Source organism: Sedimenticola sp. (assembly GCF_050289425.1).
In the GTDB taxonomy this organism is placed as follows: Bacteria; Pseudomonadota; Gammaproteobacteria; order Chromatiales; family Chromatiaceae; genus Sedimenticola.
The window spans coordinates 1-14,187 of record NZ_JBNKFS010000038.1; the positions used below are offsets into that span (position 1 = coordinate 1).

At 55.5% G+C, this 14,187-nt stretch carries 14 protein-coding genes; 13 read left to right on the top strand and 1 reads right to left on the bottom strand.

All coding sequences use genetic code 11. The features are described from left to right. Positions 1 to 613 precede the first annotated feature (613 nt). From ACQY5R_RS17595 to ACQY5R_RS17655, 13 genes are all read left to right on the top strand, one after another. A complete protein-coding gene (locus ACQY5R_RS17595) occupies positions 614 to 2,242 on the top strand; it encodes a cytochrome D1 domain-containing protein (RefSeq protein WP_428610543.1) in 1,629 nt (542 codons plus the stop codon). A 140-nt stretch (positions 2,243 to 2,382) separates the two neighbouring features. Continuing rightward, positions 2,383 to 5,172, top strand: coding sequence for a NapC/NirT family cytochrome c (locus ACQY5R_RS17600; protein WP_428610568.1), 2,790 nt, complete (start codon positions 2,383 to 2,385; stop codon positions 5,170 to 5,172). A 166-nt stretch (positions 5,173 to 5,338) separates the two neighbouring features. Beyond that, positions 5,339 to 5,689, top strand: coding sequence for a cupredoxin domain-containing protein (locus tag ACQY5R_RS17605; RefSeq protein ID WP_428610545.1), 351 nt, complete (start codon positions 5,339 to 5,341; stop codon positions 5,687 to 5,689). Positions 5,690 to 5,937: 248 nt separating this feature from the next. After that, positions 5,938 to 6,261: a c-type cytochrome gene (locus ACQY5R_RS17610; RefSeq protein ID WP_428610546.1), complete on the top strand. Its 324-nt coding sequence runs from the start codon at positions 5,938 to 5,940 to the stop codon at positions 6,259 to 6,261. Then, positions 6,258 to 7,436 carry a cytochrome D1 domain-containing protein gene (locus ACQY5R_RS17615; RefSeq protein ID WP_428610548.1) on the top strand — a complete coding sequence of 393 codons (1,179 nt, stop codon included), beginning with the start codon at positions 6,258 to 6,260 and terminating at the stop codon, positions 7,434 to 7,436. Before ACQY5R_RS17610 ends, ACQY5R_RS17615 begins: the two co-directional genes overlap by 4 nt. A gap of 1 nt (position 7,437) precedes the next feature. After that, positions 7,438 to 7,962, top strand: a complete 525-nt coding sequence (locus tag ACQY5R_RS17620) for an Lrp/AsnC family transcriptional regulator (protein ID WP_428610550.1) — start codon at positions 7,438 to 7,440, stop codon at positions 7,960 to 7,962. Continuing rightward, entirely contained in the window at positions 7,953 to 8,429 is a 477-nt protein-coding gene (locus tag ACQY5R_RS17625) for a winged helix-turn-helix transcriptional regulator (RefSeq protein WP_428610552.1), read from the top strand. Before ACQY5R_RS17620 ends, ACQY5R_RS17625 begins: the two co-directional genes overlap by 10 nt. Beyond that, positions 8,426 to 8,881 (top strand): Lrp/AsnC family transcriptional regulator, encoded by a 456-nt coding sequence (locus ACQY5R_RS17630; protein WP_428610554.1) that lies wholly within the window; start codon positions 8,426 to 8,428, stop codon positions 8,879 to 8,881. Before ACQY5R_RS17625 ends, ACQY5R_RS17630 begins: the two co-directional genes overlap by 4 nt. Before the next feature lie 57 nt (positions 8,882 to 8,938). Next, positions 8,939 to 9,442, top strand: coding sequence for an AsnC family transcriptional regulator (locus ACQY5R_RS17635; protein ID WP_428610556.1), 504 nt, complete (start codon positions 8,939 to 8,941; stop codon positions 9,440 to 9,442). A 12-nt stretch (positions 9,443 to 9,454) separates the two neighbouring features. After that, positions 9,455 to 10,618, top strand: coding sequence for a heme d1 biosynthesis radical SAM protein NirJ (nirJ, locus tag ACQY5R_RS17640; protein ID WP_428610558.1), 1,164 nt, complete (start codon positions 9,455 to 9,457; stop codon positions 10,616 to 10,618). Continuing rightward, positions 10,615 to 12,174, top strand: coding sequence for a cytochrome D1 domain-containing protein (locus tag ACQY5R_RS17645; RefSeq protein ID WP_428610560.1), 1,560 nt, complete (start codon positions 10,615 to 10,617; stop codon positions 12,172 to 12,174). The genes nirJ and ACQY5R_RS17645 overlap by 4 nt, the downstream gene beginning before the upstream one ends. Positions 12,175 to 12,191: 17 nt before the next feature. After that, positions 12,192 to 12,386, top strand: a complete 195-nt coding sequence (locus ACQY5R_RS17650; protein ID WP_428610562.1) for a protein nirD — start codon at positions 12,192 to 12,194, stop codon at positions 12,384 to 12,386. Positions 12,387 to 12,426: 40 nt separating this feature from the next. After that, positions 12,427 to 12,978, top strand: coding sequence for a thermonuclease family protein (locus tag ACQY5R_RS17655; protein ID WP_428610564.1), 552 nt, complete (start codon positions 12,427 to 12,429; stop codon positions 12,976 to 12,978). A 57-nt stretch (positions 12,979 to 13,035) separates the two neighbouring features. Here ACQY5R_RS17655 and ACQY5R_RS17660 read toward each other — a convergent pair whose 3' ends face one another. Further along, positions 13,036 to 13,872, bottom strand: a complete 837-nt coding sequence (locus ACQY5R_RS17660) for a cytochrome c (RefSeq protein ID WP_428610566.1) — start codon at positions 13,870 to 13,872, stop codon at positions 13,036 to 13,038. Positions 13,873 to 14,187: the final 315 nt, after the last annotated feature.

Genomic DNA, 14,187 nt, shown 5'->3' on the forward strand with positions numbered 1-14,187 from the left:
TACGGAGCCGAGGATGCCATGGTCGGGAGCGGCGATGCCAGGGAGGGTATGCGTTCCCACGCAGAGCGTGGGAACGAGGAAAGACCAATGATAGGGGTAGGGGCAACCCCCCGTGGTTGCCCTGACGGTTCCAACACCGACCAACCAGGGCGGGCACCGCTCGCCCCTACGGTCCACCAATCAATCCTGATTGCGGCACCGTTTACACCGGTAAATCCATGATCTTGCAGTCGAAATAATGAGATTTAATCGATAGTTTTATTGACCCACATCAATAACAACGCATCTCGGAAAATGACGAAGTGGATACCGCCAATACGTACCGACGCAGCCAATAGCCATCCTGCCAAATCAAACTATAAGTATTTATTTTTTTTGAATAAAAACGGATCAACCCGACTTAATTCGAAAGCCGTCAGCAGGTCACAAATGCCATCTTTTAGGGCCATTTCGGGACGCATTGGGCTCTTTCCTGCATGGCAAATTCCACGCTTTGACCAAGGTCAAAGAAGTTTCTAACCGTATATATGATCTTAGCGTCTCGGGAATATACCGCCGCGGAGATCGCTTCCGCGTTCACTCATATCAATAGCTATTGATGGGGATTTACTAGATGAAAAAAACCAACTTCAGCCTCTCTGCTCTCGGCATGGCCGTCGGTCTGGCTGCATCAGGCGTTGCTGTCAACGTTTCTGCTGCCGCTCCCACGCTCTCCGAGGCGCAATTTGAGCAAGCAAAAACCATCTATTTCCAACGTTGCGCAGGTTGTCACGGCACACTGCGTAAAGGTGCTACCGGTAAGAACCTGGAACCAAAGAATACCAAGAAACTGGGCCAGGAGCGGTTGGAAAAGATCATCACCTACGGAACAGAAGGTGGCATGAACAACTTTGACGACATCCTCTCCAAGGATGAAATCAAATTGATGGCTTCCTACATTCAGCTGGAGCCGCCGGTTCCGCCCGAGATGTCTCTGGCACTGATGAAAGAGCGTCATAAGGTTTATGTAGAGCCTAAAGATTACCCAACCAAACCGCTGCATGGCCGCAACTGGGAAAACTTCTTCCTCGTAATCGAGCGTGATGTCGGTAAGATCGCCGTTATCGATGGCGACAAGAAAGAGGTTGTCGCCCACATTCCTACCGGTTATGCCGTACACGTGTTGAAGGCTGTCGAGCACCATGAAGGCATGCACGTAGATAACCCAGGCCGCTTCTGGTACGTCATGGGTCGTGACGGCATGATGACCAAGGTCGATCTCTGGCAAACGCCTGAAAAGATGAAAGTGGCTCAGACCCAGGTCGCCTACGACGCACGCGATGTCGCGGTATCCGGCGACGGCAAATATGTAATCGGCGGCGGTTACTGGCCACCACACTTCGTCATCCTTGATGCCAAGACCATGGAGCCGCTGAAAGTGGTCTCCGCCCGTGGCGTAAACGTGGACGGCGAATATGTCAACGAGTCACGCGTTGCCGCTGTCTATGACACCCCGATGGCACCTAGCTGGCTGGTCTCCATGAAGGAACTGGGTCAGATGTGGCAGGTTGACTATACCGATCTGGATAACCTGAAGATCACAAAAATAGATACCGCCAAATATCTGCATGACGGCTTCTACGATCCTTCCGGACGTTATTTCCAGATTGCGGCAAACGCCTCCAACAAAATGGTCGTGGTCGATACCAAGACCCAGAAACTGGAAGCCATGATCGACGTCGACAAAAAACCACACCCGGGCCCTGGTGCTAACTGGGTTGACCCCAAGTGTGGTCCTGTCGGTGGCACCACCCATCTGGGTGTAGGTAAAGTTACCGTTTGGGGTAACGACCCCGCCGGTCACCCCGATCAAGCATGGAAGGTCTGCTACGAGGTCGAAACCGATGGTGCTGGCGTATTCATCCGCACCCATCCGAAGAGCGACTACGTCTGGGCCGACCAGACCAAACATCCGGAGCCTGAAGTTCAGCAATCTATCCAGGTCATCTCCAAGAAGACCCATGAGATTGTCAAAACTATCCGTCTGACCGAGAAGAAAGGCTATGCAGCCGTTCATATCGAGTTCAACAACGATGGCTCCGAGGTCTGGACCTCTGTCTGGAACCGTGCAGACAGTAAGAAAGCCAACGGTGAAATCATCATCTTTGACGCTAAAACCCTTGAAGAGAAGGCGCGCATCAAAGGTCTGTTCGCACCGACGGGTAAGTTCAACGTCCACAATCGTGTTAACCACGTTACCTGATTGCGGATGTAGTATGAGCTAGTCCAAAAGCGGGTATGGAGTAGTCTCCATGCCCGCTTTTTTAATAAACTTTCACTCTACTCTTCTGTACCTGGGGAATAATAAAGATGGCGGTTCAGGAATCAAAAAAAACGGGCTTCATGTCGCGCCGAATCATACTTGGAACTTCGATCGCGGGTGCCCTACTCTTTTTTATAGTCGGCATCATATTTTGGGGTGGATTCAACACTGCTATGGAAGCCACAAATAAACTCGAGTTCTGTATCGGCTGTCATGAGATGGAGGAGAACGTTTATCAGGAGTATAAACCGTCGATCCACTACTCCAACCGTACCGGCGTTCGAGCCACCTGCCCCGACTGCCATGTCCCCGACCCCTGGATCCATAAGATGGTTCGCAAAATCCAGGCGAGTAACGAAGTGTTCCACAAAATCATGGGAACCGTGGATACCCCGGAAAAATTCAACGAACACCGTCTCGATATGGCCAAGCGAGTCTGGCACACCATGAAGAGTACGGATTCCCGCGAATGCCGTAACTGCCACAATTTTGAATCCATGAATCCCGAATTCCAGCGTCCGCGTGCCCGCAAGCAGCACATGAACGCCTTTAAAACCGGCCAGACCTGTATCGACTGCCACAAGGGCATTGCCCACAAGCCGGTGCGCAATCTATTGACCGACGAAGAGCTGGAGAAGCTGGAAGCACCCAATCCGGCCTTCATACGCCCGATTCCGGAAATGTTCGCCGAAGGCCTGAAACGAGTCGAAGCCAAAGAGGCCGCCGCCGCCGAAGCGGAGAAAGTGGAGAAAGAACGGGAGCGCGAAGCCAAACTAGCCGCCAAACAGGCGGAAAAGGCTCGCATCGACGCAGCGGTTGCGGCGGCGCTGGCCAACCAGGGCGCGGGCAAGAGCACCACGGCGACACCGGCAACCGGCGCGGCCGGCATAGGTATCGACTGGAGCGATGTACCGGCACGCAAGATCACTCTGTTCTATCCGGGTGAAACCTCGATGGAATGGGTCATGACCGGCAAGGATCACGGCGGTGCACGCCCGTTCCTGAATGGCGGCGACCGCTGCGTCACCTGCCACGACAAAGAGACTGCCGATATGGGGAAAAAGATGGTCACCGGTGAAAAGGCTGAGTCCACCCCAATCCCTGGCAAGCGCGGCAGTATTCCGGTCAATGTTCAAGCTGCGCATGATGACAATAGCCTGTACCTGCGATTCGAATGGGAAGATACCGAGCACACCCCCGTACCCTTCGTTGAGGGCGGTAAGATGGATCCGGAAAACCCCATGAAAATCGCCATGATGTTGAGCACGGATGATGTGGAATTTGCCGACCGGGCCGGTTGCTGGCAAACCTGTCACCACGATGCCCGCACCATGCCGGATACACCGGCGGCCGATGCGGCAACAACCAGTGAAGCAGCCAAAACCCTGGACCTGAAAGCGGGTGTAACCAAATACCTGAAAGAGAGCCGCAGTAAGATCGAGATAAAAGGCAAACGGGGTAAAAAGCGCGGTGGCTGGGATAAGCTGAAGAGCGGCGATGAGTTGGCAGCCGCCCTCAAAGCCAACCAATTTATGGACCTGCTGCGCTACAAATCCGGAAAAGGTGAAACTGAGGATGGCTACATCCTGGATCAGCGCTATATAAGAGGCGGCCTGGGCTTCCAGGTTGATGCCAGAAAAGAGGGCAACAACTGGGTTGTGGAGATCAAGCGCAAGCTAAAATCCGACCAGGCTGGCGACACCAACCTTGAAGCCGGAAAACTCTACAACTTCGGCTTTGCCATTCACGATGACTTCAGCAATGCCCGTTTCCACCATGTTAGCTTGGGTTATAAACTGGGCCTGGATAACGAAGCAGCAGAAGTGAATGCCGTGAAGCGCGAAGCCAAAACAACTGCCGCTGCACCGGCGGCAGTCATGGGCAAGAAAGCGGCTTCCGGCGCTTCGATTAACGTGGACTGGAGCAAGGCCGGCAGCCGTGAGATTACGCTGTTCTATCCGGGCGAAACCTCTATCGAGTGGGTCATGACCGGCAAGGACCACGGCGGCGCACGCCCCTTCCTGAACGGTGGAGACCGTTGTGTCACTTGTCATGACAAGGAAACGGCCGACATGGGTAATAAGATGGTCACCGGAAAAAAAGCCGAGACCAGTCCGATTCCCGGCAAACGCGGCAGCATCCCGGTCACCGTGGAAGCCACGCACGATACGGACAACCTCTATTTGCGGTTCACCTGGCCTGAAGGGGAACATGTACCGGTACCCTTCGCGGAAGGCGGCAAAATGGATCCGGAAAACCCGATGAAACTGGCTGTAATGTTGGCAACCGATGACGTGGAGTTTGTCGACCGAGCCGGTTGCTGGGCGACCTGTCACCATGACGCAAAGACCATGCCGGACACGCCGGAAGCGGCTGCCGCTGCCGGTAGTGAGGCGGCCAAGATGCTCGACCTTGAGGCTGGCGTTACCAAGTACCTCAAAGAGAGCCGCACTAAAATCGAGATAAAGGGCAAACGGGGTAAAAAACGCGGCGGCTGGGACAAACTCAAATCTGCCGATGAACTGAAAGCGGCCATGGATGCGCACCAGTTCATGGATATCATCCGCTTCAAATCGGGCAAAGGCGAAACCGAGGACGGTTACATTCTCGATCAACGTCACATGAGCGGCGGCCAGGGCTTCGAAGCCAATGCGGTACAGGAAGGCGGAAACTGGGTGCTGACCCTGAAACGCAAACTGCTGTCCGATAAACCGGGCGACATCAACCTGGATACCGGCAAGGTCTACAACTTCGGCTTCGCCATCCATGACGACTTCAGCAATGCCCGCTTCCACCACGTCAGCCTGGGATACAAACTCGGCTTCGACAACGATGCCGACGGCGTGGAGATCAACGCGATCAAGCAGTGATTAATAATAAATTATAAATGCAGTGCCTTTGAACGCGTCACTCAGTGAGTGGCGCGTTTTTTATTGGTCATGTATTACTCGGCCAACCAACACTTTTCCATTCACTCCAAATCTGTTTTAGACTGACTATAATCGCGTCTATCCGGAGAACGAAAAGAATATGGTCATGCCTTCTGCAAAATGTACGTTGAGACAGATAAGAAACAGCTTGATAGTCGTCTCATTGTTAACGTTAAGCCTACCCTGCCAGGCGGGCGGCAATGCCCAGGCGGAGGTGGAGATATTTAAATTCCAATTCACCCCGCAGGAAATTACCGTCAAGCCCGGCACCACCATACGCTGGACCAATAAGGAAAAACGCCAATATCACAGCGTCTGGTTTGAGCAAGCCGGGGATCCGGAGGCAGCCTATTTCTTCCCGGGGGAAACCTACGAGCGGACTTTCGACATACCGGGTGTCTATCCTTACCACTGCGGCCCCCATCCAAAGATGACGGGCATCGTCAGGGTCGAATAATCCACTGCGGGAAGAACAGACCAATCTCCCCCGGCCTCCTTCCAAGCCTTGCCGGGTCTGATAAAACCATTACCCTTCTCTAAGTCATTGAATTATAGGCCGTTGGCATTTGACGGAGGTCAATGCCCGGCGCGCTTCACTCCTGCTACATTGCCTACCCAGTGGTAGAGGGTTAGCCGGGGCAGTTCAGCCCATTCAGCACCTGACATCACCACCAGATTTGCTACCAATAAACACCGAGAGCCTTGATGCCAAGAGTATTTGCCGCCATTGCCGCCCTGCTAGTCGCCGGAACCTGCTCAGCCCTGGCAGCGGACATTCACCCCACACGCCAGGCGGAGTTGCTGTATCTGCTCAAACAAGACTGCGGAGCCTGCCACGGTATGCGGCTTAAAGGTGGCTTGGGGCCGGCGCTGACAGCTGAGCGACTCGCTCCCTACGATGTGGACTTTCTTGCCCTGACGATCATTCAGGGTCGTCCGGGCACGCCCATGCCGCCCTGGAGTCCCTTCATGACCAAAAATGAAGCCCGCTGGCTGGCCCAGCAACTCCAACAGGGTATCCATCCATGAGATTAATGCGCTATCTGTTTTCCGCCCTACTGCTCTACTCAGGACAGGCATCCGCTGCATGTCTCACCCGCGGTACCGGTGATATGGGTATCGTTGTTGAAAGAGCGGCCGGCAGCGTGCAGGTGATCGACCGACGTGCGCACAAGTCTCTGTTTAGGATCGAGGGTTTAGGCGACCTCTCCCATGCCTCGGCGGTCTACTCCCCGGATGAGCGCTACGCCTATGTCTTCGGAAGGGATGGTGGCTTGACCCGACTGGATATTCTTTGCGGTACCATTACCCATCGCGTCGTCCAAGGCGGTAACAGTATTGGTGGCGCGATCTCCCAGGATGGCAGCCTGATCGCCGTATCCAATTACGAGCCGGGCGGGGTAAAGGTATTTTCGGCCAGCAATCTCAGCCTGATCGCCGATATACCCGCCTCACCGGTCAATGCCGAAAAGAGATCCAAAACCGTGGGTTTGGTGGACGCCACCGATCAACGCTTTGTGTTCAGCCTCTATGACACCGGCGAAACCTGGATCCTGGACATGACGGATCAACAAAAACCGCAGATACAGAAGTTCCGGAATATCGGCCAACTTCCCTACGATGGCCTGATCACCAAGGATGGCCGCTACTATATTGCCGGACTGTTCGGTCAGGACGGGCTGGCCCTGTTGGATCTCTGGCACCCGGAGCAGGGTACAAAACTGATTCTGCAAGACTACGGTAAGGGCGAAAAGAAACTTCCCGTGTATAAGATGCCCCACCTGGAAGGCTGGGCGATGGCCGGTAACCGCGCTTTTCTGCCGGGAGTCGGACACCATCAGGTTCTGGTGGTAGAGCGGGACAGCTGGAAACCGGTCGGAAAAATACCGGTCTACGGCCAACCGGTATTTGTGATGGCCCGCCCCGACGGCCGACAGATCTGGGTCAACTTCGCCTTTCCTAACAATGACACCATCCAAGTGATCGATACCGAAACGCTGAAGGTGATCAAAATCCTCAAGCCGGGTAAAGGCGCCCTGCATATGGAGTTTGCGCCACGCGGCGAAGAGGTTTGGATCTCCATCCGGGACAAGGATGAAGTCCAAGTGTACGATACCCGAAGCCTGGAGTTGCTTCACACGCTGCCGGTTAACAAGCCCAGCGGCATCTTTTTCACAGCACGTGCGCATACCACAGGACTCTGATATGGCAACTCCGGCACCCATCGTAACGCAAGCCATCAAACAGACCCGGCGGAACAATCAGAGCAGGGATCCGATACCCTTGAACGATCTTGAGAAAAGGTTACTAAACGAATACCAGAAAGGACTGCCCCTCTCTCCGACGCCCTATGCCGATATGGCTAAGCGGTTAGGGACCAGTGAAGCACTGGTATTGAAGATTCTGGAGCGCCTGCAACAACTGGGGGTAATCAGCCGCGTCGGCCCGGTCTTCAAACCCAAACAGGTCGGCACCAGCACGCTGGCGGCGATGGCTATTCCGGACCAGCAACTCGAAGCGGTCGCCGACCAGATCAGCGCCTACCCTGAAGTCAATCATAATTACGAACGTGAAGACCGCTACAACCTCTGGTTCGTTGCCACGGCACCCAACCAGGAGCGACTGGAACAGGTGCTGGCGGATATGGAACGGAAGACCGGCTACGCCATCCTCTGTCTGCCGTTGGAAAAGCAGTTCCACATTGACTTGGGGTTTCCGCTATGGTGCTGAATGATCAGGACTACCGGCTGATTGCCGAGATTCAGGGCGGCCTGCCCCTCTCCAGCCATCCCTATGCCGAGATTGGCGAACGCATCGGGCTCGATGAAAAAACCGTGATCGAGCGCATCGATGCCATGCTGGAAAGCGGCGTGATCAAGCGTCTCGGCATCGTGGTGCGGCACCATGAGCTTGGCTACACCGCCAACGCCATGGTGGTTTGGGATGTTCCGGATGAACGACTCGACGAAGTGGGCGAGAAACTGGGGGCCCTGGACTGTATCACTCTCTGCTACCAGCGTCCGCGCCGCCTCCCCGACTGGCCCTATAACCTGTTCTGCATGATCCATGGCCAGGAGCGCGACAAGGTCCTCGGCTATATCGATCAACTGGTGGACAACCAAGGGTTGGCGGACATCCCCCATAAGGTGCTGTTCAGTGGCCGCCGCTTCAAACAGCGCGGGGCTCGCTATCAATGAATCACGAACTGGACGCGGTCGATCGCGCCATACTGAATCGCTATCAAGGCGGTTTCCCGATCTGTGAGCGTCCCTATCAGGCGGCAGCGGAGCAGCTTGGAATTTCGGAACAGGAGCTGATAACGCGACTGCAAAACATGCTGACCCAGAAACAGCTATCGCGTTTCGGTCCCATGTATCATGCCGAGCGTCTCGGCGGCGGGCTGAGTCTCTGTGCCATGCGCATACCCCCCGACCAGTATGATCGGGTGACCGAACAGGTTAACGCCTTTCCGGAAGTGGCGCATAACTATGCCCGCGATCACGCCTTCAACATGTGGTTCGTACTGGCCACCGAAACCCCAGAACGAATCGGGACCGTTCTGGAAGAGATCGAACAACTTACCGGATTTCGCGTCTACAACATGCCCAAGCTGCAAGAGTTTTTCATCGGGCTGAAATTTGAGGTTTAACACCCCGAAACCGGCGCGACTCGATCGCCCTATCGGTAGAAAGAACGTGTGTTATCAATGACAGAACATCAGCCCAATACCCTGGACGAACTGGACAGGAAGATCATCGTTGCCACCCAATCCGGATTGCCGTTGGTAGTCGAGCCTTACGCGGTGATCGCCGAGCAGGTGGGGTGCAGCGCGGAGACGGTGATGCAGCGCTTCCAGCACATGCTGGCGGACGGTATCATTCGCCGTATCGGCGCCGTACCTAACCACTATACACTCGGCTTCAAAGGCAACGGCATGACGGTCTGGGATATCCCGGACGACAAAATCGCCCACTATGGCGAACTGATCGGCCAACTCGATTTTGTCAGCCACGCCTACCAGCGGCCGCGCCATCAACCGGAGTGGAACTACAATCTGTTTGCCATGGTGCACGGCAAGGATCGGCTGGAAGTGGAACAAAAAGTGGCGAAAATCGCCGAGCTGCTGGGCGCAGACAATCGGGGGCACGAGATACTCTACAGTTCCCGCATCCTAAAGAAGACAGGCCTGCGCCTGGCTTCCGACAAATAGCTTAGGAACACCATGTTTCGTATATCACAGTTCATGCAAGAGGTTCTGGATCCCCAGCCACTGGGGCCGAAGCGGAACCCACCCGGACCGGTGGTCATCTGGAATCTGATTCGCCGTTGCAATCTCACCTGCAAGCACTGTTATGCCATCTCGGCCGACAAGGACTTCCCGAACGAGCTGAATACCGACCAGGTCTTTACCGTGATGGACGACCTGAAACAGTTCCGTGTACCGGTGCTGATTCTATCCGGCGGGGAACCCTTGATGCGGCCGGACATTTTCCAGATTGCCCACCGCGCCAAGGCGATGGGCTTCTACACCGCGCTCTCCACCAACGGCACCCTGATCGATGAAAGCAATATCGAGCAAATCGCCGAAGTGGGCTTCGACTATCTGGGCATCAGCATCGACGGCATCGAACAGACCCATGACAAATTTCGTCGTAAAGAGGGGTCCTACCAGGCGTCCATGCACGGACTGCGCCTGTGTCGCGACCGGGACATCAAGGTAGGTCTGCGCTTTACCATGACCCAGGATAATGCCGCCGAACTGCCGCAACTGTTGGATTTGATGGATCGGGAGCGCATCGACAAATTCTATTTTTCCCATCTCAACTATGCCGGCCGCGGCAACAAGAACCGGGAAACCGACGTCTTTCTGCAGACCACCCGCTGGGCCATGGAGCTGCTGTTCGAACGGGCACTGGCCGATATTCAGGCAGGCAAAAAGAGCGAGTTCGTCACCGGCAACAATGACGCCGATGGCGTATTCCTGCTGCACTGGGTGGAGCGGCATTATCCACAGCAGGCCGCCCATATCCGCGCCAAATTGCGCCAATGGGGTGGCAACAGCTCCGGCGTGAATATCTCCAATATCGACAACCAGGGCAATGTGCATCCGGACACCATGTGGTGGCACTACAACCTGGGCAACGTCAAGGAACAGCCGTTCTCAGAGATCTGGCAAGACACCTCCGATCCGATCATGGCGGGCCTGAAAGCTTCACCACGCCAGGTAGGCGGCCGCTGCGGCCAGTGCGCCTATTTCGACATCTGTGGTGGCAACACCCGGGTACGCGCCCTGCAACTCACCAATGACCCCTGGGCCGAAGATCCGGCCTGTTATCTGACCGATGCTGAAATCGGTCTTAACCAGCCGGCCACTGCTGAACAATGAATTATCTGTTTTCCGCGACACTGGCGTTAAGCCTGCTGGGCACATCAACACTGAATGCCGCGCCGGCACAAACCGACACGCAAGCCCGGTACAAACAGCATTGCGCCGAATGCCACGGCGAAGACCGACTCGGCGTCATGGGACCCGCACTGCTGCCGCAGAATCTGAAGCGGTTGCGCAAACCCAACGCCTTTAAGGTCATCCAGAACGGCCGCGCGGCCACCCAGATGCCGGCCTTTAAGGACAAACTGCAACCGGCGCAGATTCAATCCCTGGTCGATCTGGTTTACACACCGTTGAAAGAGGTGCCGGTCTGGGGCATGGCGCAGATCAAAGCCAGCCAACTGGTCTACCAACCGCCCGGCACGCTACCCGATAAACCGCTGTTCGATGCCAATATCGACAACCTGTTCATGGTAGTGGAGTTGGGCGACCACCACGCGACCCTGCTCGACGGCGACACCTTTGAACCGATCCACCGCCTGCCCACCCGTTTCGCCCTACATGGCGGCCCAAAATGGGCGGAAGGTGGGCGCTACATCTATTTCGCCTCCCGCGACGGATGGATCAGCAAGTACGACGTGTTCAATCTGCAGTATGTGGCTGAGGTACGCGCCGGCATCAACAGCCGTAACCTGGCGGTCTCCCATGATGGGCGCTATGTCATCGTCGCCAACTACCTGCCCCACACCCTGACGGTACTGGACGCGCGCGACCTGTCACCGATCAAGGTGATCGAGGCCAAGGACGAATTGGGCAACAGTTCCCGGGTCAGTGCCGTCTACACAGCCGATCCCCGCAACAGTTTCGTCGCCGCCCTGAAGGATATACCCGAGGTGTGGGAGATCAGCTACCTGGATGAGCCGCCTGCCGGCTTCTCCGGCTGGGTACACGATTACAATCAAGAGTCCGGCGATGCCCACAAAGAGGAGCCGTTTGCCGTGCGCCGGATCCGGGTAAAGGATTATCTGGATGACTTCTTCATGACCCAGGACTATGACCAGATCATCGGCAGCACCCGTAATGGTCACGGGCAAGTGGTGGATCTTGATCTCAAACGCTCGGTAGCCTCTGTGGCCCTGCCCGGCATGCCCCATCTCAGTTCCGGCATCACCTGGAAATACCAAGGCCGCACGGTATTGGCCACGCCGAACATCAAAGAGGGACAGGTTTCGATTATCGACACCAAGACTTGGGAAGTGATCAAACAGATTAAAACCGACGGTCCCGGTTTCTTTATGCGTAGCCACGAGCAAAGTCCCTACGCCTGGGTGGATGTCTTTTTTGGCCCCAACAAGGATCGAATGCACGTCATTGACAAGCAGACCCTGGAGATCGTCAAGACTTTGATACCGGCCCCGGGAAAAACCTCCGCCCATGTGGAATTCACCAAGGATGGCAAATATGCCCTGGTCAGTATCTGGGACGACGACGGCGCGCTGGTAGTCTATGACGCCCACACGCTTGAAGAGGTCAAACGTCTGCCGATGAAAAAGCCGTCCGGTAAATACAACGTGCACAATAAGCTGACCCGCTCAGCGGGCACCAGTCATTAACCGAGGATCCCTGCCAGATGGGCGATACGCAAGTCAACTGTCTCTACTGTGGGAAGAAGATCGCCAACGATGCGGCCAAGTGTCCCCACTGCGGAGCCATCTCCCACTTTCAGACCCGAGGCTACCGTTCCGGCGCGCGTCTGCGGTTTATTCTGTTCTTTATCGGCGTCGCCCTGTTCACGCTGTTTTTTGCCTTCTGGTTACCGCGATAAGCACCGCTATCCATCCACCCATTTTCAAGAGCGAGACACCATGAACCACCGCATCCTGCTTCTGACCGGCCTGATCACACTGGGTCATATCGCTCATGCCGAGGAGGGGACACGTTACCCGCTGGCAGCCATTGAAGACGGCGATACCATCACGATCCAAATCGGCGATAAAACCAAGCGCTTGCAGCTCAGCGGGATCGATGCACCGGAAGACATAGTCAATCCGAAATTGGCCAAGGACCGGGAGCGCACCCAATTGCCGGCTGACCAACTGTTGGCGCTGGGCCAAGCCGCCACAACACACCTGAAACAGTTACTCGCCCCCGGCGACGAAGTAACGGTTGTGGGCGACCTGGGAGCCAGTGACCGCTACGGCCGGATACCGGTGTTTATCTATAAGGGTGAGCGCTCCCTGAACGAAGCAATGATCATCGACGGCTATGCGACGGTACTCAGCCGATCCAAGATCGCAGCGGAGATTAAAAATAACCTCTCCACACTTCAGCAACAGGCGCAAGCGGCAAAACGGGGGCTTTGGGGCGCCTATCCCGAGGCGACCCTACGCTGGAGCGGTCAATCCAAACCGCAGTAAACTTTTACGCTAATCAGTTGCCGTTGGATTTTCCGCACAACCGGGACATTTACCGGATCAAGGCAGGAGTTTGTCCCGCATGTCGTAAGGGGCGCGGTGCACCGCGTGACAGCGTGCACAGGCGTAAACGGCGGCGCTCCCCAGTGCGCGTCCCACCCGTTTTTTATCCCCTTGCTGCAATCCCTGCTCCAGGTCGGCCAGCGCATCCTGGGTAAGCCGCCCCAAATAGCGCTCCCGGGGAGCCGTATCCTTATGGCAGGCCGCACAGCTCTCACCCAGATCATCCAGCCGCCGCCGCAACTGTTGCAGTGAGGCGAGCGCCAAGGATGACTGATTGTCATCTGTGGCGATTTTGATTCGATTGACCAGCGACGACAGCTCTTCCATCACCTCTGCGTAGTCGCCTGGCTCCCCTGTTGCCAATTTTTTGATCTTTATCTTGCCGAAATCGGGGGTCCGGTAGAGTAGTGCCGTCACCGCACGGAATTCCCGATGGCACGATTTACATCCCTGATCGATTTTATGCAACGCCTGCCCCATCGCTTGACTGTTGCCCGCCTTCGTCGCCGCCTGTAACTGCTCCAGCCAGTGATACTCCAACTCCTCCTTCCACTCCGGAACCATTTCGGTAATCTTCAGATAATGTGTGGTAAAACGCGCCACCCACTTTTCTGCCAGTGCCGGTTTACCCGCGGCCGCGTATTCGCTCACCGCCTGCATCTCGCGGCGCAGGCTGAACATGGTGTGGAGCCAGACCTGCCGATCATTTTGCGGCTTATACCACTGCCCAATGCTGGCCGGCGGCAACGGCAACCACTTTTCTGTCGCCAGGGTGCTGGCCGTAACGAGCGAACAGCAAACCAATACTAACCAAAAACTGCTTTTCTTCGTCATAGTGCGCCCACTCAAAATCGCTCCGTCCGAGACGCCTACTATACCCTATTCACCCCACTCGATAGTTTCTGGAAATCGATTCGTAATCAGTGATTTCCACCCCAATCCCCCTGTATTCAATAAGGAATAGTTGATAAAAATAGTCAGATATTTTTCCTACTTGATTAAGGTCAATGCCCTACCTTGTTGCTTTGTTTTTTAATCTGCCTGCTTATTCGCACCGCATAGGAGTTACCCTAATGGCCCAGGCCTTCACAAAAACCATGGCGCGGAACATCTTTTATGGTGGCACTGCGTTTTTCTTCCTCCTTTTCC

Coding starts and splice junctions, on each gene's coding strand:
- ACQY5R_RS17595 (WP_428610543.1), top strand. CDS start 614: ATGAAAAAAACCAACTTCAGCCTCTCTGCTCTCGGCATGGCCGTCGGT.
- ACQY5R_RS17600 (WP_428610568.1), top strand. CDS start 2,383: ATGTCGCGCCGAATCATACTTGGAACTTCGATCGCGGGTGCCCTACTC.
- ACQY5R_RS17605 (WP_428610545.1), top strand. CDS start 5,339: ATGCCTTCTGCAAAATGTACGTTGAGACAGATAAGAAACAGCTTGATA.
- ACQY5R_RS17610 (WP_428610546.1), top strand. CDS start 5,938: ATGCCAAGAGTATTTGCCGCCATTGCCGCCCTGCTAGTCGCCGGAACC.
- ACQY5R_RS17615 (WP_428610548.1), top strand. CDS start 6,258: ATGAGATTAATGCGCTATCTGTTTTCCGCCCTACTGCTCTACTCAGGA.
- ACQY5R_RS17620 (WP_428610550.1), top strand. CDS start 7,438: ATGGCAACTCCGGCACCCATCGTAACGCAAGCCATCAAACAGACCCGG.
- ACQY5R_RS17625 (WP_428610552.1), top strand. CDS start 7,953: ATGGTGCTGAATGATCAGGACTACCGGCTGATTGCCGAGATTCAGGGC.
- ACQY5R_RS17630 (WP_428610554.1), top strand. CDS start 8,426: ATGAATCACGAACTGGACGCGGTCGATCGCGCCATACTGAATCGCTAT.
- ACQY5R_RS17635 (WP_428610556.1), top strand. CDS start 8,939: ATGACAGAACATCAGCCCAATACCCTGGACGAACTGGACAGGAAGATC.
- nirJ (WP_428610558.1), top strand. CDS start 9,455: ATGTTTCGTATATCACAGTTCATGCAAGAGGTTCTGGATCCCCAGCCA.
- ACQY5R_RS17645 (WP_428610560.1), top strand. CDS start 10,615: ATGAATTATCTGTTTTCCGCGACACTGGCGTTAAGCCTGCTGGGCACA.
- ACQY5R_RS17650 (WP_428610562.1), top strand. CDS start 12,192: ATGGGCGATACGCAAGTCAACTGTCTCTACTGTGGGAAGAAGATCGCC.
- ACQY5R_RS17655 (WP_428610564.1), top strand. CDS start 12,427: ATGAACCACCGCATCCTGCTTCTGACCGGCCTGATCACACTGGGTCAT.
- ACQY5R_RS17660 (WP_428610566.1), bottom strand. CDS start 13,872: ATGACGAAGAAAAGCAGTTTTTGGTTAGTATTGGTTTGCTGTTCGCTC.